Origin of the sequence: Bacillus salitolerans, assembly GCF_042680805.1 — a bacterium.
In the GTDB taxonomy this organism is placed as follows: Bacteria; Bacillota; Bacilli; order Bacillales; family SA4; genus Bacillus_CJ; species Bacillus_CJ salitolerans.
The window spans coordinates 63330-83946 of record NZ_JBHUEM010000011.1 but is presented as its reverse complement, the minus strand read 5'-3'; the positions used below and the strand labels follow the sequence as shown (position 1 = coordinate 83946).

Annotated in this window: 19 protein-coding genes; all 19 read left to right on the top strand. The window is 31.4% G+C overall.

The genetic code is table 11. The features are described 5' to 3' along the window. Positions 1 to 2: 2 nt before the first annotated feature. Positions 3 to 983 carry a glycosyltransferase family 2 protein gene (locus ACFSCX_RS09430; protein WP_377927959.1) on the top strand — a complete coding sequence of 327 codons (981 nt, stop codon included), beginning with the start codon at positions 3 to 5 and terminating at the stop codon, positions 981 to 983. Between the two features lie 647 nt (positions 984 to 1630). Continuing rightward, positions 1631 to 1915 (top strand): methyltransferase domain-containing protein, encoded by a 285-nt coding sequence (locus tag ACFSCX_RS09425; RefSeq protein ID WP_377927958.1) that lies wholly within the window; start codon positions 1631 to 1633, stop codon positions 1913 to 1915. Between the two features lie 284 nt (positions 1916 to 2199). After that, positions 2200 to 3666, top strand: coding sequence for a glycosyltransferase family protein (locus ACFSCX_RS09420; RefSeq protein WP_377927957.1), 1467 nt, complete (start codon positions 2200 to 2202; stop codon positions 3664 to 3666). 81 nt (positions 3667 to 3747) lie between these two features. Then, positions 3748 to 4875, top strand: a complete 1128-nt coding sequence (locus tag ACFSCX_RS09415) for a glycosyltransferase family 2 protein (protein WP_377927956.1) — start codon at positions 3748 to 3750, stop codon at positions 4873 to 4875. After that, entirely contained in the window at positions 4872 to 5303 is a 432-nt protein-coding gene (locus ACFSCX_RS09410; protein WP_377927955.1) for a cupin domain-containing protein, read from the top strand. Before ACFSCX_RS09415 ends, ACFSCX_RS09410 begins: the two co-directional genes overlap by 4 nt. Then, entirely contained in the window at positions 5304 to 6419 is a 1116-nt protein-coding gene (locus ACFSCX_RS09405) for a DegT/DnrJ/EryC1/StrS family aminotransferase (RefSeq protein WP_377927954.1), read from the top strand. 1 nt (position 6420) lies between these two features. Further along, positions 6421 to 7179 (top strand): class I SAM-dependent DNA methyltransferase, encoded by a 759-nt coding sequence (locus tag ACFSCX_RS09400; RefSeq protein ID WP_377927953.1) that lies wholly within the window; start codon positions 6421 to 6423, stop codon positions 7177 to 7179. A gap of 9 nt (positions 7180 to 7188) precedes the next feature. Further along, positions 7189 to 8871 (top strand): glycosyltransferase, encoded by a 1683-nt coding sequence (locus ACFSCX_RS09395; RefSeq protein ID WP_377927952.1) that lies wholly within the window; start codon positions 7189 to 7191, stop codon positions 8869 to 8871. Between the two features lie 15 nt (positions 8872 to 8886). Continuing rightward, positions 8887 to 9471: an acyltransferase gene (locus ACFSCX_RS09390; RefSeq protein WP_377927951.1), complete on the top strand. Its 585-nt coding sequence runs from the start codon at positions 8887 to 8889 to the stop codon at positions 9469 to 9471. Further along, positions 9464 to 10378, top strand: coding sequence for an NAD-dependent epimerase/dehydratase family protein (locus tag ACFSCX_RS09385; RefSeq protein WP_377927950.1), 915 nt, complete (start codon positions 9464 to 9466; stop codon positions 10376 to 10378). Before ACFSCX_RS09390 ends, ACFSCX_RS09385 begins: the two co-directional genes overlap by 8 nt. Next, positions 10375 to 12336, top strand: a complete 1962-nt coding sequence (locus ACFSCX_RS09380) for a glycosyltransferase (protein WP_377927949.1) — start codon at positions 10375 to 10377, stop codon at positions 12334 to 12336. Before ACFSCX_RS09385 ends, ACFSCX_RS09380 begins: the two co-directional genes overlap by 4 nt. Before the next feature lie 16 nt (positions 12337 to 12352). Next, complete coding sequence (locus tag ACFSCX_RS09375; RefSeq protein ID WP_377927948.1) at positions 12353 to 13444, top strand: glycosyltransferase family 2 protein; 1092 nt, start codon at positions 12353 to 12355, stop codon at positions 13442 to 13444. A 31-nt stretch (positions 13445 to 13475) separates the two neighbouring features. Further along, entirely contained in the window at positions 13476 to 14636 is a 1161-nt protein-coding gene (locus ACFSCX_RS09370; RefSeq protein WP_377927947.1) for a glycosyltransferase, read from the top strand. A gap of 10 nt (positions 14637 to 14646) precedes the next feature. After that, positions 14647 to 15735: a GDP-mannose 4,6-dehydratase gene (gene gmd, locus ACFSCX_RS09365; protein ID WP_377927946.1), complete on the top strand. Its 1089-nt coding sequence runs from the start codon at positions 14647 to 14649 to the stop codon at positions 15733 to 15735. A 17-nt stretch (positions 15736 to 15752) separates the two neighbouring features. Continuing rightward, positions 15753 to 16697 carry a GDP-L-fucose synthase family protein gene (locus tag ACFSCX_RS09360; protein WP_377927945.1) on the top strand — a complete coding sequence of 315 codons (945 nt, stop codon included), beginning with the start codon at positions 15753 to 15755 and terminating at the stop codon, positions 16695 to 16697. 9 nt (positions 16698 to 16706) lie between these two features. Beyond that, the gene (locus ACFSCX_RS09355) at positions 16707 to 18083 is read left to right on the top strand and encodes a sugar phosphate nucleotidyltransferase (RefSeq protein WP_377927944.1); all 1377 of its coding nucleotides are present in this window, start codon (positions 16707 to 16709) and stop codon (positions 18081 to 18083) included. 66 nt (positions 18084 to 18149) lie between these two features. Further along, positions 18150 to 18386 (top strand): acyl carrier protein, encoded by a 237-nt coding sequence (locus tag ACFSCX_RS09350; protein ID WP_377927942.1) that lies wholly within the window; start codon positions 18150 to 18152, stop codon positions 18384 to 18386. Beyond that, on the top strand, positions 18386 to 19129 hold the full coding sequence (locus ACFSCX_RS09345; RefSeq protein WP_377927941.1) for an SDR family NAD(P)-dependent oxidoreductase: 744 nt from the start codon (positions 18386 to 18388) through the stop codon (positions 19127 to 19129). Before ACFSCX_RS09350 ends, ACFSCX_RS09345 begins: the two co-directional genes overlap by 1 nt. Before the next feature lie 102 nt (positions 19130 to 19231). Continuing rightward, complete coding sequence (locus ACFSCX_RS09340; RefSeq protein ID WP_377927939.1) at positions 19232 to 20617, top strand: AMP-binding protein; 1386 nt, start codon at positions 19232 to 19234, stop codon at positions 20615 to 20617.

Sequence of the window (20617 nt, the reverse complement as noted above, 5' to 3'; positions counted from 1 at the left end):
ACTTGAAGTTAACTGTAGTAATTCCAACTAGAAATCGAGTAGATTTTATCAAAAAATTATTAGGCTCAATTACAAGACAAACATTATCTAATGAAGTATTTGAAGTAATTGTGGTTGATAATGGATCAACAGATAATACTAAGGAAGTAGTAAATATCTATAAAGATGCCTTTCCAAATTACTCCTATATTTATGATGATAACCCAGGATTACATATAGGTAGGAACATAGGTATGCAACAAAGTAAGGGAGAGAATATTGTTTTCGCCGATGATGATATAGTACCGTATCCAAGATGGCTTGAAACTATTGTTGAAATATTTGATAACAAACCTGAAGTTGCGCTTGTCGGAGGAAATAATATTCCTGTTTATGAAGAAGAGTGTCCAGATTGGATAAAAATGTTATGGGAAGAATCACCATATGGAAAATATTGTGGAACTTTTAGTTTAATTGACCTTGGTACAGAAGAGAAATATATACCATCCAATTTAATTTTTGGATGTAATTATGCGATAAGAAAAGAAGTACTAAAAGATATCGGTGGATTTAATCCGGACGGGATGCCAGAAAAACTAATTATGTACCGGGGGGATGGTGAAAGTTATGTTTCAAGGAGAGTTACAGAACTCGGTTATGAAGCGTACTTTCATCCCGATGCTTCTGTAAAACATTTTGTTTCAAAAGAGAGAATGAGTATAAACTATGTATATAAACGCTCGTATTTGCAAGGAATATCTGATTCATATACACACATTAGGGATAGAGGCCACATGCTATATAGTGACCTTTTAGAATCCAAAATATCATGTGAGCAAAAGTATAACGATTTAAGTAATGCAAGTGATATAAAACTTGAATTAAATAAAGGGTATATAGAGGGATATTTACAACACCAATTATTTGTATTTAACAATCCTCAATTACTCTCTTGGATATTGAGAAAATCTTATGTAGGCAATAATGGGATATTACCTATTTAATATAGGAGAACTCTAATGAATAATAATCAAAACTGAAGAAGTGTTGAACAATACCAAAATTTTGGGGCAGACCTTACCATTTGGTCAGCTTTTATAAAATAGTTGTGTAGTTGTAATTGGAACAGGTGGACTTACAGATATATTTCATGAAATTCCCCCCGTAAATATAGATTATTATTTTGAAAATAATTCAGGAAAACATGATAATTAATTTTCAGATCACCTGATTCATTATTATTAGGAGAAAAAAATAAATTAGTAATATTTATTTGTAGTATGTATTATTCAGAAATTTCTCAGCAATTAAAATTAAATGGTTTTGAAGAGAATGTTCAATATTTTAATATTTTTGAACTGCGAGAATTGATAATAAAAGAATATTATTCACAAAAACACGTTGACGGAATTGAATATAGACCACCAAATGAATTTGACTTAATTAGGATAGAGAATGATTTCTATAAAAATGACATATTGTTATACGAATACGTAGTCGATATGAAAAAATATGATTTATTCAGTAATAATTTTTATAAATTATCCTACCCTATACGTAATCAGAAGATCATGTTAAACAAGAAAAAATACTTGAATATTTCATTGCTTACGATTTATTAGGTATTAAAAACTATACAGATGAAAAATATTTGGATGTTGCTGCTTCAGTAACCTTTGGCCATTATTACTTAGAGGTAAAAATAAATGCATTCGCAATTGACTTAAATATTCCGGAAGAGTATCAAAAATTTGAATACTATATTCAAATGGACGCAACGGAAACAAGTTTTAATGAAGATACATTTTCGGGAATCTCCTTACAATATTCATATGAAATGTTTCTTTTTGAAGATGATCGAAATTTAATTAGAGAAGCTGCTAGAATTTTAAAAAAGGGTGGAAAGTTAGTTATTAGCCCTGTATATGCAAATTGAGTATTGTTGTTATGCTTCTCCTGATTTCTATGGTAAGAAATATAAGGATAAGGGCATATAGAATACTTAAAGAGAAACTCTTTAAATATCCCTTCGTCACGAAAGTACAGTGTGGATGTATTAAAGTCAAGAATTTTAGACTAAGCAACATCACTTGGTTTGAATTACAAAGTGTATAAATTATTCAATAAAGATAGGATAGACGAGAGACTATATATACATTTTATTTTAGAAATTGAGAAAATATAAGTTATATAAAAAAAGTAGAATAAGGGACGGAAAAATTGAAGAAAAGAATTGGATTATTTGTTGCTAAGTGGGTATTTCATCAGCAAGTTATTGATAGTGCAATTGAACTAACTAATAGTGGTTATTACGTTGATATATTTCTATATGGTAATACAAGTATAAACATAGATGATCCTATAAAAAATCCTTATATTAACGTAATGGATTTTACATTCGACAAAGATTTTGTACTCCCACTAAATAAAAGTAATCATTTGTTTAATAAGGAATACACTTCACAGTTTAAAGATAGGAAGTTAATAATATTTGGTACTGGAAATTTAGCAAAGAAAGCATTAAAAAAATTGAATAATCAAGAGGTTTCCTATGTTGTTGATAATAACTCAGATAAATGGGGAAGTTATTTTATAAATCATAAAATTTATAATCCTTCAAAAATTCACACTGAAAATAGAAGTGAAGTTTTTATATTAGTAGCCAGTTCCTATTATTCAGAGATAAAGCAACAGTTAGAAGATAATGGTTTTAAAGAAGGGGAAAACTTTGACAATATATTAAATTTGTTAGAAGCCCAAATGTTTGAAAACTACACAACTGAAAAAACAATTCAATATATTAATGGAAAAGAATATTCGTACTTCGTTGGCTTTGAAAAAATAGGTATGATTTGGGCTGGTATTATTTCTAAAAATTATAATATCCCATATATGTATTATAGCTTAGAATTATATACATCAGATCATCCTATGTGGGAGCCAGGCAGATACAGATTACTACATAATGTTGAAAAACACTTTCATAATCAAGCATGTGCAACAATTATTCAAGATAAGTCACGAAGGGATGTCTTGTTTAAAGATAATGATATTGTAGAACAGGAAACTCTATATGTTACAGTATCTATAAGAGAAGAAGTGAAAAAAAGTGAAAACTATTTTGACAGAAAATATAAGATATCACCAAGCAAAATAAAAGTATTGTATTGGGGAATGATTGCAGAAAATAGGTATTGTGATGAAATAATTAAAGTAGCTCAAGAGCTAGATGAAGGGTATCAGTTCATAATTCATGGTATATATTATGATGAAGGTTACTATAATTATTTGAAAACGCTAGACAAAAAGAATAAAGTTGTGTTTTCAACAGAGCTTTTATCTGTTGAAAGTAAACAAGTTGTTATTGACTCGGTGGATATAGGCCTTTGTTTTTATAAGGAAGCCCCTTTAAATGATAAATTAACAGTTTACTCTTCTGAAAAGATTGCTAGGTTTTTACAATCTGGAAAACCTATCATCACTTTTGATTATGATAATTATAAAATTGCCATTGATGAAGGAGAATTTGGAACATATATCTCCTCAATAAAACAGATGTCAACTGCTTTGGATGAACTTGTTAAGAATTATGAATATTACTCGATAAATGCAAGGAAAATTTATCAGGAGAAATACAATTTTATCAACCAATTCAAGAAAGTAATTAATTTCATTAATAGAAATTAATCCTTTTGTAATAAAAATAGCTCCATTAATTTTCTTATTTAGCTAATGCTCTACATATTAAACATTTAGAGAGGTAAAATTATGGTCCCAGAAGTATCCATTATTATTCCGACTTACAACCGGGCAAATACAATAACGTATTGTCTTCAATCAGTCCTAAACCAAGATTTTAATAATTTCGAGGTGATAGTTATTGATGACTTCTCCTCTGATAATACACTAGAAGTATTGAGTGAATTTAATGATCCTAGGGTAAGAGTACTAGCGTCAAACAAAAGAATTGGAGCCCAACAAGCAAGGAACATGGGTGTTGATAATTCAAGAGGTCAATGGATTTGCTTTCAAGACTCTGATGATGAGTGGTTACCTAATAAACTTAGTAAGCAACTTGATTTTCTTACTCGGAATAACTATAAAGTTGCACATAGTATGGGTTATTTAAAAAAAGAAGGTGGCCTTTCTTTAATAGACATTCCCTCAATATTTGGGAATGTCTATCCAAAGTTACTAATTAATCCTGGGCCAATGTTTCAGGGATTAATAGTAAAAAAAGAATGTTTATATAAGATAGGGTTACTCGATGAGAATGTACCTTCTTATCAAGAGTGGGATACATTCATTAGACTAAGTAAATTTTTTGAAGTTGGGTTTATACATGAACCATTATTCATTTATCATTTACACGAGGGTGATACAATTTCCAAAGATTCAATAAGGTCTATAGAAGGCTGGAATTATGTTGTAGAAAAACATAAGGAAGAAATACTGGAGGTGGCAGGACGACCTGTTTTAATAAACCATTACATTAAATTACTTCATGATTCCAATGTTGCAAATTTTCCAAGTATGAATACTAAGATAAAAGAAGAATTAAATTTATTTGCTATTGAAGAACTTAAAACATTAGGAAGAGTAGAGCAAATATTGATTTTTGGAGCTGGTCAATCAGGTCAGGAATGTAAAACTTATTTACAAAATGATAATAAGACAGTTTTAGGATTCATTGATAATACTGTAACTGGGGATGAATATTCTTCTGATTTACCATTGTATAAGCCAAATGAAATAAAGAACTTACTAGGTACTGTTGACGGTATTGTCTTGGCATCGAATGGAAGGGTACATGAAATGGCTATTCAATTAAATGAGTATGATATTAATGTACCCTTATTAGATTGGAGACTTATAAAATTAGGAGAATTTATATGATTACACATATAAAAGACCATAAAAATTTATATGCAATAATAATAAAAAATGAATTTAATGAGGAAGGAATCCATTTTGTAACCCCTGATGACTTGTCTCAACAGATGGCATATATGAATCATAAAAAAGATAAAGTTATACCACCTCATTATCATAATCCTGTTGAAAGACAGGTGATCTATACACAAGAAGTCCTTTTTATAAAAAAGGGGATACTTAGGGTTGACATATACAATAATGAAAATGAGTACTATGAGAGCCATCTATTAAGAAAAGGTGATACAATTCTTTTAATTTCTGGAGGACATGGATTTAAGGTAATTGAAGATTTAGAGATGATTGAAGTGAAGCAAGGACCTTTTTCGGGTGAACTAGATAAAACTAGATTCGTGGGAATAAACGACGGCGATGTAAAGGTGTGTGACTAGATGAGCTTCATACCTGTAAATGAACCACTACTAAATGGAAACGAGAAAAAATATCTACTTGAATGTATAGATACTGGTTGGATATCTTCCGAGGGGCCGTTTGTTGAGAAGTTCGAAGAGCAAATGTCAACACGCGTAAATAGAAAGCACGGCGTAGCGGTTAGTAATGGTACAGTAGCATTAGAGCTTGCCATTTCGTCATTAAACCTAGAAAGTGGAGATGAAATTATTGCTCCCACATTTACTATTATTTCCTGCGTAGCAGCAATTGTTAGAAATGGATGTGTGCCAGTATTAGTTGATTGCAATCCTACTACTTGGAATATGGATTTATCACAAATTGAAGAAAAAATCACTCCAAAAACAAGGGCAATAATGATTGTTCATATTTATGGATTACCTGTAGATATGGACCCAATTCTGAGTCTAGCAAAAAAGCATAACTTAAAAGTTATAGAAGATGCTGCTGAAATGCATGGTCAACTATATAAAGGGAAACCTTGTGGAAGCTTTGGAGATGTTAGTATTTTTAGTTTTTATCCTAATAAGCACATAACTACTGGTGAAGGTGGAATGGTAATGACGGATGATGATTATATTGCGAATCATTGCCGTTCAAAAAGAAATTTGTGTTTCCAACCGAAAAGAAGGTTTATTCACGAGGAATTAGGGTTTAATTACCGTATGACAAATCTGCAAGCTGCTATTGGAATAGCTCAGCTTGAACAACTAGACCAATTTGTATTACTGAAGAGAAAATTAGGAGGATTATACACTCAATTATTAAGTGATCTACCAAATATCCAATTGCCATTACCCAAAACTGACTACGCTGAGAATATATATTGGGTGTTTGGAATTGTGCTAAACAATATTAATGCAGAAACTGTGATGGAAATGCTTCATCAAAGAGGCATCGGAACCCGACCATTTTTTTGGCCAATGCACAAACAGCCTGTTTTTAATAAAATGGGGTTATTCCTAGATGAAGAGTATCCTGTATCTGAGAAAATTTCAAATTATGGATTCTATCTTCCTAGTGGTTTATCCATTACCCCCACGCAAATTGAAATAGTTGCTGAGAATTTAAAAGCAATTTTAATGGAGGGAAAATAATTTGGTTTTTAATCAATATGCAGAGTTATATAATGCATTTTATGAAGATAAAAATTATCAAAGTGAAGTTGATTTTGTGCATATGTTGATTAAAAGGTATTGCCCTGGGGCTAGTAAAATAGTTGAATTTGGTTGTGGTACTGGAAAACATGCTGAGTTATTAGCACATAAAGGGTATTCAATTTTAGGAATTGATCAAAGTAAAGAAATGGTAGCGATCGCTAATGAAAAAATCGGAAATACCTCCATGAAAAACAAAGTAATGTTTAATCATGGTGATATCAGAAATTTCAATTGTGATCAAAAGTATGAAGTTGCCCTTTCTTTATTCCATGTAATAAGTTATCTAAATACTAATGAAGATTTATTAAATGCTTTATATACCATCAATAATTCACTAGTCGATGGAGGAGTCTTTATATTTGATTGCTGGTATGGGCCAGCGGTATTAAGCATACAACCAGAGACCCGGGTCAAAAGAGTTTCAATAAATAATAAGAAAATTTTAAGAGTAGCTGAACCCAAACTGTTAACTAGAGAGAATGTAGTAGAAGTTAATTATGAGTTTATAATAGAAGATTCAGAGCACTTATATAGCTCATTTAATGAAGTGCACACAATGCGATATATGTTTTTTAATGAGTTAGAGTTCTATTTAAAAATTTCTGGTTTTAAGTTACTCCATTCGTGTGAATTTATTACAAATAACGAACTTTCAAGTGATACTTGGAATTCTTGTTTTGTAGCTATAAAAGGATAGTGAAAAAAATTGCTTTTAAAGGGATATTCCATAGGATTAGAAAAAATCAAACGTACCGTTATTCTTATTGGTTTTCAAGCAGAAAATGAGTGGATGTATCCTCATCTATATGATTTCTTAGCTGCATTACGAAAAATGTACGAGGAAGTCACTTATATTGGCAATGATAGTCGACATGAAATGCTTTTTAATATTGATAATGCCATTTTAGATACTAACTCAAATCGTGATAATTTAGAATTATATTTGAAAAGTAGAAAAATTATCAATTTATATAGATCTTACAAGTGTAATCAAAAAGATCTATTGGAAAAACTTAGAAAAGTAAAAAAAGAAAGAACGGACTATATTGTTATTGCTATTGATGACCATGCTTTTTTTCACGCAAACCTTATTTTTCCGGGCAATGTAGTATTTTGGAGTCACGACATATTTACAGTGGATAGTCCATATAGAATTAAAAACGGATTAGTAGATATTTTAGCAAAAAGGATAACTAAAACTATTCATGAAATTAAAGGATTAATAATTCAAGATGAGCACAGGAAGTTGTTATTTGAAGAAACTGTGGGTAGGAAGGTAAATAACTCATTCTTATTGCCAGTTTCATTACTCGATAGCTATTTCTGTTTAAGAGCAAGCCATAAAAGAATCAATAATAAACCAAAGGAAATAATAAAAATAATTCAAAGTGGTGCTATTATACCTATTAGAGCAAGTATAGACTTAATTAAGTCTTTTCAATATTGGGAAAAGGGGTATGAGTTACATTTAAGAGGTTATATTGACCCCATAGTAAAAGAGACCGTCTTCAATCTAGCAAAAAAACCAATAATATCTGAAGGATTTGTTGATAATTATAAACTTCCAAAAACTTTAAATGAATATGATATTGCATTTATTGGTTATAAAGAAAAGGATTCTAATTTTTCATTATTAATAAATGCATCTGGGCAATTAGTAAGTTACTTGAGATTAGGAATACCTATAATTGCATTTGGCACAAAGGAGTTCAATGATTTTGTTGAAAGAAAGGGTGTAGGTATAGGGATTTCAAGTTTCAAGGATTTTAATTATGCAATAAGCACTATAAAAGATAATTACAAAGAATTTTCGATTAATTCGAGAAAGCTTTTTACTGATAAATATGAGATGAAATCAATATTAGACGAAAAGTTTCAGGAATTTCTTTTAACAGATAAAATTGAAAAGGATAACTTTAGCCAATTTACAAATAGATTAGTACCAGAGAATTCCCGTATCCAAATGAAGCCTTATACAAGGATAATTAATAAGTTACTTAAATTGGGTGCATTTAGCAAATTAGATTTCTATTCTGTATTTTTTTTGATTCCTATCCGATTGATAGATATTTTGTTTAAAATAAGAAATAAATATTTATTACAAACAAATCGAACGTTTGTTATATATGGAGCTTCGGAAATTGGACAAGACTATTATCATAAGTTAGTAAATTCAAATAAAAAGGTTCTATGCTATCTCGATAGTTCATCGAGTTTACAAGGGACTTTTATTGAAGGAATACCAATCTTTTCGGTAGAACAATTTCTAAGAAGTTCTATGTATAAAAAAACGGATGTAATAATAATCTCATCATATTCTAGAGCATATGAAATCAGAAAAGTACTACAGTGTCGTAAAATAAATAAACCCATTATATATACACTTTAAGGTCGTGGTAGATATATGTCTAAGGACTTAATTCGTCAATATCCAGATAACTTTAATATATGCAGTTCAAGTGTACTGCTTCCAAATACAACTTTTCGGTTTGATGTTCTTTGTAATCGAGATGTTAGAGTAATAATCGGAGAAGATTGTTTATTAAACTGCCAATTTATATTTGAGTCAAGTGAAGGACAAATTTCAATAGGGGATAGAACTTTTATTAATGGAGGTACAAAATTAATTTCTAGGTCAAAAATCTCCATAGGTAATGATGTTACAATCGCGTGGGGGTGTTATATTTATGATCATGATTCTCATTCATTGGATTGGAAAGAACGTGCAAAAGATATACAACAACAGATTAAAGATTACAAGGAAACAGGCAATATGATTTTAAACAAGGATTGGTCATCTGTGAATAGCAAACCAATAATTATTCAGGATAAAGTGTGGATTGGCTTTGAATCAGTGATACTAAAGGGTGTTACTATCGGTGAGGGTGCTATTGTTGGGGCAAGGTCAGTTGTAACTAAGGATGTTGAACCTTGGACAATCGTTGCTGGAAACCCAGCAAGAATAGTAAGGAAAATAGACCATGAGTAATTCAAAAAAAATATTAATAATTGGTTCGGGTGGATTCATTGGGTCTAATATTTATTCTTACTTAGAAAAATCAGGTTTGATTGTTTTTGGTATTGGTCGAACCCATAAACAAACTAATAGAAGGCATATTAATCTTACTCTACCAGATAAAAATTTTCTTAGTATTCTAGAAGAATTACAACCTGATGTCATTATACATTGTGCAGGTAGTTCATCCGTATCACAATCAATTGTTAATCCTTATGAAGATTTCCAAAATAATGTTGGAGTATGTGCATTTATATTAGAAGCGATTCGTCAGCGAACGAGAAATACTAAATTTATTCTTCTGTCGAGTGCTGCTGTGTATGGTAATCCTACAGAACTGCCAATTAGGGAGTCAGCAAATTTACAACCCATTTCACCTTATGGTTATCACAAAAAGATGTGTGAAGAACTAGTTGAGGAATATTCACATCAATTTTCACTCAATTATACAATTTTTAGAATTTTCTCAGCTTTCGGAGAAGGTTTGAAAAGACAAGTAATTTACGAGTTATGCACGAAATTTGTTTCACCTGAAAATAATATAGTAGAAGTTTTTGGAACAGGTAATGAAAGTAGAGATTTTATACATGTTAGTGACATTGCAAGGGCAGTTAAATTTTCGCTTGATTCCGATATTATAGGAATTTACAATTTAGCCTCCGGAAATCAAACAAAAATTAATTATATTGTGAAATTGATTCAAGATATCAGCAACTCTAGTAAAGATGTGGTATACAATAATGTCGTTAGAAGCGGGGATCCAATATACTGGGAAGCTGATATAAGCAAATTGATGGCTGCAGGATTCTTACCTTCTAGAGAGCTAGAAGAAAGCTTACTTAGCTACTTTAATTGGTTTATGAAGGAGGGTTATTTATGATTAAAAGGAAAATTGGAATTCCAATTATAGGTGGAAAAGATTGGATGGGAGGGGTCTCATATATAGAGTTATTAGTAAAAGCTCTAAAAAGTTTACCTATTAATGAAATTCCCGAAATTTATTTAATTGTATTTTATGAAAATAAGTCAAATTTATCATACTTTGATAGGATATTTCCTATAATTAATGGAATTATCAATGTTGGTTTTGAAGAAAGAGGTTATGCGAAATCAACTAATATACCTGAAATATTTGTCAGTAATCAAGATGACTTGTTCAACTTTATTGATTTCTACTATCCTTCCTTTAAACCGCTTCCTAATAAATGTTATGCCTCTTGGATACCTGATTTCCAACATAAGTATTTACCTGAGTTTTTTCCAAAACAAGAACTTATTAATAGAGATAAACAAGACCTGAAAAACTCTGAATTTTCCAAGGTGATTATTTTTAGTAGTAAGGATGCAGAAAAAGACTTTAAAAACTTTTATCCCAATTCAAAGTCAGTTACAAGAATTCTAACTTTTTATTCTCTTCCAGAAGATAGTTGGTATTCAAAATCTCCTACTGACACGATTAGAAAATATAATTTACCTAATAAATTTTTGATTTGTTGCAATCAGTTTTGGGCACACAAGAATCATAAAGTATTATTTCAAGCCATTTCCATCTTGAAAAATAAAGGTTACTCTATACCAATTGTTTGTACAGGTAATATAAATGATTATAGGATTACGAATTATTTTAAGGGTCTACAAAAAATGATAAAAGATTTAGGCATTGACGAGATAGTATTTATTCTAGGGAATATACCTAGAGAGGATCAAATCCAACTGATAAGAGCAAGCCAGTTTCTCATTCAGCCTTCTTTATTTGAAGGATGGAGTACAGTCGTGGAAGACGCAAGAGTATTAGGTAAGCATATGATTCTATCCGATTTAGATGTTAATATTGAGCAAGCACCTAAAAATGGCTACTATTTTAAAAAAAGTGACGCCAACGATCTATCAGATAAAATTGAAGAATTACTTTATAAGGATAATTTAGGTTTTAATCCAAGATTAGAATTTGAAGCAAGGCAAGAAAACTTGTCACTTGTCAATCAATTTGCAAAAAAATTTATGGATATATGTGAAACAACAATTGAACAATATAGAGGAATGGATAATAAAGTATCTGTATTAAAGAGTGTATTAATTATATTCGTAGATTCAAGAGAAAGTATCGTAGAGAGTATTACATATAAGAGTTTACAAAGTCACACAAATGGGCATATAAAGACACAACATGTCTCTAATATAGATGAAATAGATGTAAAGCATATTAAGGAAGATTATTTTATCCTAATAGAAGAAGGTTATTTTTTTAAAAAAAATGGAATAGAAACTCTTCTAATGAATATTGGATCGTATGATTTTCTTGTTAGTGGAATGGATAGAACTTGTTTAAATGGTTCTACAGTATTTTGTGAATACTTTCCCATGTATAAAAGAGCATGTGGACAATTTTTCCACGAAATAATTAAACCATGTATATTATTTAAGACTTCCAGTTTTTTGGACACACAAATTTTAAATGTAGAATTTTTAAAGGATAAAAAGATGGCATTCTTCTACGATACACCTGTTACTATTGATTTATCATGGTACTTTAATAAAAGATTCGCTCATTTAAAAGAAAAACAAGATGTTTATCTTTATAGTGCCGGAGAACATACAGAACAAATAATTAAAAATGTAGATTTAAGCGATTTTAATATTCGAGGAATTTTTGATAATAATAGCTCATTAGAGGGAAAGGCTATTGGAGGTATACCTATATTTTATTCTGAACATATGAAAAAACATGTAATTGATTCTTTAATTATTACCTCCAAGGCTTATGAGGAAGAAATATTTGATTTTGTTAGAAAAAGAATACCTATTGAAAATATTTATAAAATGCATTTTGATTTTTAATAGAGGGTGATGTATATTGTTAGACCCGAAAATTTCAATAATTACAGCTACGTTTAATAGTGAAAAAACTATTAGAGATACTTTAGAGTCAGTTAAAAGTCAAAAATATAAGAATTTTGAGCATATCATTATTGATGGAAAGTCTACAGACTCTACAATAAAAATTGTTTCAGAATATGAAAGTAATATAGATGTTATAATTTCAGAAAAAGATAAAGGAATTTATGATGCTTTCAATAAAGGCATAGAAGAATCAACAGGGGATATTGTTTATTTTTTAAATTCAGATGATACGTTTTATGATGATTTGGTACTAGCTGATGTTGCAAAGGAATTTACAAAAAATCAAAATATAGAGATGCTATATGGAAATGTTGTTCAATTCGATTTAACTAGAAATTTTTCGTTTGTTGAAGGGAAAACAATTACTATTGAAGACTTGCAAAAAGGAATTATGACACCACATCAAGGATTGTTTGCAAAAAAGACACTTTTTGAAAAATACGGAATGTTTGACCTAACATATAGAATTGCCGGAGACTTTGACTTTGTAATTAAATGTTTTAAGTATGAGTCAAAAGATCATATAAAGTATTTAGACAGAAATATAGCCTTTTTTAGACTTGGGGGTATAAGTACAGACTCCTCTCAGCTTACAAAGCTAAGAGGAGAACAGAAAAGTATTATCCATAAACATTTTGGTTCAGCTAACATGTATGATAGTTTTAATAAAGATGATCATTTCCAATTTAGAAAATGGTTAGAATCTTTATTGATTTCGAAACAAGGGATTACTCATAAGGTTAAAGAAAAGGGTATAAAAAATGTTGTAATACTTGGTACTAAATTGATGGGAATATTACTTTTAGAAGACTTGTTATTTGAAGATTTTGAGGTAGTTTCATTCATAGATAATAATCCAAATATGCAAGGGCATATAATATCAAATATAGAAGTGAAAGGAATGGAATGGTTACATAAAAATGCTGATAGAGTAGACTGTATTATAGTTTCGATAGAAAACACAGGAGATGTAGAACTAATTAATGAGCTAAAGTATTCATTCCCAGGTATATTGGTATTATCATGGAAAGACTTATTGATATAAAGCTTCTTATGAAATGACGGGAGTGAGTATATTGAATATCACTGCAATTGTCCCAGTCTACAATTGTCAAGACTATATAGAAAAAGCTATTCAAAGTCTTTTAAAACAAACATTTCCAATTAAAGAAATCATAATTGTTGACGATGGAAGTAATGATGGAACTCTTGAAATAATTGAAAAATTACATAGTCAAAATAGTAGTTTGAAGTTGGTTCGTCAATCAACCAATTTGGGCGTCTCTTCTGCTAGAAATAAAGGTATTAGTGAGGCAAGTAATGAGTGGATACTATTTTTAGATGCAGATGATTTTGTTGAAGATACTATAATAGAAAGATATACAGGGGTGTTGGATGATGAATTAGGTAAAGATCCAAATTATGTATTAGTGTACCCTGCGTATAATCAAGTAGATTCAAATGGTGATTCATTACAAAGTGTAGTTACAGGAATTCAAGTTTTATCGCATGAAATCCTTGGATATGAGTTTGTAAGGAATTATGTCATTTCACCTTCAGGTGTGCTTGTAAAAAAAGAAGCAATAATGAAATTTAATGGATTTGATACAACAATAAGCATAAACGAAGATTGGGATTTATGGTTAAAGTTAGCCGAAATAGGTGGCTTTATTTATGTAGACGATCCTCTTGTAAATATTAGAAGACATCCTAGCAACACCACAAGTAATATTAGTTTGAGCTCCCAGGCTGAGATTAACATTTTGAAAAAATATCAGCTGTTCGAAATAAAAGAAGCTATATATAAGAGAGAACTTTCTGTGTTTGCAAATAGTTGTGACTATGTATCAATACTGTTCCGACTAGAAGAGTGGGAAAAAGGATTCTTAATCCTATCAAGTATTAATGAGAGCAAAAATATTACAGTTTTATTTTTAAAGGGCATTTATTATATCCATGTATTAAAGTTACGAGAGGCAGAGCAGTGCTTCGAACAAATTTTAGCACAAGATCCATTACATGGTTCTTCAATTAACAACATCGGTGTTATTCATGTTCTTAATAATCGAGTGAATATGGGAATTAAGTATTTAAGAAAAGCATTGGAATTATTTCCGGGATATGTAGACGCTCATTTTAATTTAGAGCAATTGGTAAAGAAAGTGGAAAAAAGAATAGAAAATTTTAAAGTAACAAAAAGAGAGTTAAGACCAAATTTATTAAAATATTTTAAGTAGGTGCAAAGTTATGAAGAAGAGAGCACTAATCACTGGTATTACTGGACAGGATGGGGCATATTTAGCAGACTTTTTGATTAATAAGGGATACGAAGTACATGGTATAAAAAGAAGATCTTCATTATTTAATACAGATAGAATAGACCACTTATATCAAGATCTTCATGAGGAGAACGTAAATCTAAGACTTCACTACGGTGATTTAACAGATTCAACAAATTTAATTAGAATTATTCAAGAGGTACAACCTGACGAAATTTATAACCTTGCAGCTCAAAGCCATGTTCAAGTATCCTTTGAAACACCTGAGTATACTGCGAATTCTGATGCTCTTGGTACATTGAGGCTCTTAGAAGCAATCAGAATACTAAAAATGGAGGAAAGAGTTAAATTTTACCAAGCCTCAACTAGTGAACTATATGGGAAGGTTCTGGAAACACCACAAAAGGAAACTACACCATTTTATCCGCGAAGTCCATATGCTGCAGCTAAATTGTATGCATATTGGATTACAGTTAATTATAGAGAAGCATATAAAATTTTTGCATGTAATGGTATTCTTTTTAATCATGAATCTCCTGTACGTGGAGAAACTTTTGTGACCCGAAAAATTACACGTGCTGTTGCGAGAATCTCCTTACAACTTCAAGAAAAAATATATCTCGGTAACCTAGATTCCCAAAGAGATTGGGGGTTTGCTGGGGATTATGTCCAAGCAATGTGGTTAATGCTACAACAGGATAAGCCTGGTGATTTTGTTATTGCTACAGGTGAAACTCATACAGTTAGAAAATTTGTAGCATTAGCTTTTAAAGAAGTAGGGATAAACATAGTGTGGGAAGGAAAAGGTGTTCTTGAAAAGGGTATTGACTCTTCGACTGGTAAAATTCTTGTAGAAATTGATCCTCGTTATTTTAGACCAACTGAAGTTGATTTATTGCTTGGGGATCCTTCGAAAGCGAAACAAATTCTCGGTTGGGAGCCAAAGGTTACTTTGGAGGAGTTAGTAAAAATGATGGTACGTGAAGATCTACAATCATCTCAAAAGGATATACTAATCCAGAATCAAGGATATAAAGTTAAAAACTATTATGAATAATTAGGAGTTACCTATCAATGGACAAGCGTTCGAAGATATATATTGCTGGTCATAATGGATTAGTTGGTTCTGCTATATCAAGACTCCTTGAAAGCAAAGGGTTCTCAAATGTTGTTACTCTAAATAGTAATGAACTTGATCTTCGGAATCAATCAGCGGTTGCAAGTTTTTTTAAAAAGGAGAAACCGGAATTTGTTTTTTTGGCAGCAGCAAAGGTAGGTGGTATTTTAGCAAATGAAACCTATCCTGCAGAGTTTATATATGATAATACCGTTATACAAAGTAATGTTATACATCATAGCTATCTTAATGGTGTAAAAAAGTTACTATTTCTGGGTAGTTCATGTATTTACCCCAAATTAGCCCCTCAGCCAATGAAGGAGGACTATTTACTGACGGGGTTATTGGAACAAACAAATGAACCGTATGCTATTGCCAAGATTGCCGGGATAAAAATGTGTAATGCTTATAATAAGCAGTATGGAACAAATTTCATATCAGTTATGCCGACAAACCTATACGGAATTAACGATAATTTTAATTTAACTACATCACATGTTTTACCAGCCTTGATCCGAAAGTTCCATGAAGCAAGAATCAAGGGGAGTAAAAGTGTAGAAATCTGGGGTACTGGAAGACCGAAGAGAGAGTTCCTGTACGTGGACGATTTAGCTGAAGCATGCTTGTTTATTATGTGTAATATCGATTATCCACAATTAGGGGAGTTCATTAACATTGGAACTGGAAAAGATATAACAATAAGGGAGTTAGCCGAAGTAATTAAGGAGATTACAGAGTTTAAGGGAAATATTAAATTTGACTTAAGCAAGCCAGACGGCACCTTTAGAAAGTTGTTGGATGTTTCAAAAATAAATAATCTTGGATGGAAGTCCAAGACCTCTATCATAGATGGAATAAGAGAAACTTATAAATGGTATTTAGAGCATAATAATGATTGGTAGGTAATTACAATGAGAATAATATTGCTGTCTGGAGGTTCAGGCAAAAGGCTATGGCCATTATCAAGTGACGTTAGGGCAAAGCAATTTTTAAAGGTATTAAAGAATAAAGAGGATCATTTGGAATCTATGGTACAAAGGGTATGGGGACAATTAGAAAATGCAGGATTACAGGAAGTTACTTCGATTGTTACTAGTCAATCTCAAGCAGATATGATACGCAGTCAAATAGGCACAAGTGTACCACTAATAATAGAACCCGACCGAAAAGATACATTTCCCGCAATAGCTCTTTCTTGTGTATACTTATATGATAGTATGAATATAGACTTAGAAGAAGTAATCACTATTTTACCCGTAGACCCTTATGTAAATGATGACTACTTTCTCAGTCTAAAATCTCTTGAAAAATTGATAACTAGATCTCAACCAGAACTTGCTTTAATGGGTGTTAAGCCTACATACCCAGCTCAAAAATATGGTTATATTATCCCAAATTCAGTTCAAGATAAAGTAATAAATGTAAGTCATTTTGTGGAAAAACCCACTGAGGAAAATGCTGAACAATTAATAAAAAATGGTGCATTATGGAATTGTGGCGTTTTTGCATTCAAATTAGGTCATATTATCAAATTGCTAGAAGAACAAGGATTCCCGACAACTTTTAATAACATGATTGATGAGTATGAGAAGTTACCTAAGATTAGTTTTGATTACGCTGTCGTTGAAAAATCTCATAATATCAAAGCTATTGCATATGAAGGTGAATGGAAAGATCTAGGTACTTGGAATACAATTACAGAGGAAATAGCAGAAAATATTGTTGGAAAAGGTAAAATTAGTAATGATAGTATTAACTCTCATCTTATAAATGAGTTAGACATACCAATTATGCTACTTGGTTTATCCAACACTGTTGTGGCAGCGAGTCCAGACGGTATTCTTGTTTCTGAGAAATCAGCTAGTCCAAGGTTAAAAGAAATGATTGGAGACTTTGACCAAAGGCCAATGTATGAAGAGAGACGTTGGGGATGGTACAGAGTTTTGGATTACATTAAACAAGAAGATGGAAACGAAGTTTTAACCAAAAGGTTATGTTTGTTAGAAGGGAAAAATTTAAGTTATCAACTCCATCACCATCGTAGTGAGGTTTGGACCATAATCTCAGGTATCGGAGAATTTATCCTAGATGATGTACTACAAACAGTTAAGCCAGGTGATGTCCTGCAAATACCTGTTGGAGTAAAGCATGGTCTTAAGGCTATTACAGATATTGAGATAATCGAAGTACAAATGGGATCTCAATTAATTGAAGAAGATATTATTCGTTTTAGTCTTGATTGGAATGAAATATTAACCCAAGTCATATCAGTTGAGAGAAGTTTGTAGAAACTTTAGCAAACTTCTTTTTTCTTGCTATGATAGATAATACTAATAGAGAAGAGGATAATAAAGATGACCGAAAAAAAGCTTAGATTTATTTTTGCAGAATCCCTTGGAATTAGTGAAGATTTTGTAAATGACGACCTCCAATATAATTCCATTCCTGAGTGGGATTCAATCGCTCACATGGCTCTAGTTGCCGAAATTGACGAACAATTCGATATCATGCTTGATACTGAAGACGTAATCGATATGAGTTCTTTTGCAGAAGCCAAACGAATTCTTGCAAAATATGGAGTAGAGTTTTAATGCTTCTTAAGGGTAAGATCGGATTTGTAACAGGTGCTACAAAAGGAATTGGAAAAGCTGTTGCAATAACATTAGCTCAAAATGGAGCGAAAGTAATTATTAATGGCCGAGATCAAAATAGATTGGAAGAGGTAGCTGAACAACTAACGGAAATTTCGAATGAAAAGACTCTGATATTACCTTACGATGTTTCTAACTATGATGAAGTAAAGAGAGCCTTTCAAACAATAAAAAAAGAATACAATCATCTTGATATATTGGTAAATAATGCAGGAGTTCTTTATGATTCATTACTTGGTATGGTTCAACCCGATAAGGTGAATGACACAATTAACGTTAATTTAGTTGCTCCTATTTTTCATATGCAATTTGCTTCAAGATTAATGTTAAGACAGAAATCAGGGTCAATAATTAATGTTAGTTCCATTCTCGGGATGGAAGGTGATAAGGGACAAGTTGTATACTCAGCGAGTAAGGCTGGTTTGATAGGAGCAACTAAATCTGCTGCTAAAGAACTTGCTTCATCTAATATTCGAGTTAATGCCGTAGCTCCGGGCTTTATAGAAACCGACCTTATTTCTAATCTATCAGAGGGTAAGAGAACGGAACGAATAGATTCAATTAGTATGAATAGAATTGGTACTCCTGGAGAGGTAGCGGATTCAGTTCTTTATTTAGCTTCAGACCTTTCGACTTATGTTACAGGTGAGGTCATAAAGGTTTCAGGAGGTATGGTTATTTAAAGCTTTTCTACAAAATTGTAGAGAAGCTTTTATTTATTTTGGGTAATAAAATCTCGGAGATAACCGATAGTAATATAGAGAATGCCAAAGGGGAGGACAAATATGTCATACTTTTGGGAAATAGGGAATAAAAATGGCTCCTTTTTGCTAGATGAAACTATTGAAAGGATAACCTATAAAGAATTGGAAGATTTAGTTTCGGAAATGCAGTCTTTAACTAAAGATACTAAAAAACAGCTAGGTATTATCCTTTGTAAGAATAATATTACTACGCTTGCAGCCTATCTTGCAGGTTTAAAAAACAATGATGCCTCTATCTTATTAGATGCAAAATTAAATCAACAATTACTTAGTGAAATTGTTGATGCCTATAAACCAGACTGGATTATGTCTACTGATGAAGTATCTATAGAAAATTATAAAGTTGTTTGGGAGCGATATGATTATCGACTTTATATAAGTTTACAAATGAAGAATGAGATTAAACTTCACCCTGATATAGCTGTGCTATTAAGTACATCGGGTACTACAGGGAGTAAAAAGCTTGTAAAGCTATCATACAAGAACCTTCAGGCGAATGCGGAATCTATTGCTGAATATTTGAAGTTATCCAATAAAGAGATTCCTATCACCTCTCTTCCGTTCCAGTACTCATATGGTTTATCAGTCATCAATAGTCATTTACTAGTAGGGGCAAGCATTGTGATGACGGATGAGAGTGTTCTCTCAAGATATTTTTGGGATTTATTTAACGAGCAAAAAGTTACATCTTTTGCAGGTGTTCCCTATATCTATCAAATGCTCCATCGCCTTAAATTTCATAAAATGGACCTACCTTCTCTAAAATCCTTCACACAAGCAGGCGGAAGGTTATCAGAAAATCATATTAAATACTTTTATGAAGAGGCAATAAGACGGAAGTGTTGTTTTACAGTAATGTATGGTCAGACTGAGGCAACGGCTCGAATTAGCTATGTTCCTTTTCATAAATTAGGAGAAAAGGTGGGTTCAATAGGTATTCCCATTCCTAATGGTAAGTTGACCTTAGATGAAGGAACTTCTGAAATCGTATATTCCGGTCCAAATGTTATGATGGGATATGCAGAGACAAAAGAAGATCTTACAATAGGCGATCAACTAAATGGGTTACTGTATACAGGTGATATTGGAGAAATGGATGAAGAAGGATATTTTTATATTAAAGGTAGGATTAAAAGATTTATTAAACTATTTGGTCTAAGGATTAGTTTAGATGAACTAGAAAAATTCCTTGAAACAAAATTTAATATAAATGTAGCATGCGTTGGAAATGATGAGAACATGAAAGTAATTATAGAAGAAAATAATAAGGAAATAGCAAATGAGATAAGGCAAGCAATTCAGGAATATTATAAGTTGCATCCAAGTGGATTTAAAGTTGTCTTAATTGATGAACATCCGCGTTTACCGAACGACAAAATAAATTATCAACTACTAAAGGATTTGTGA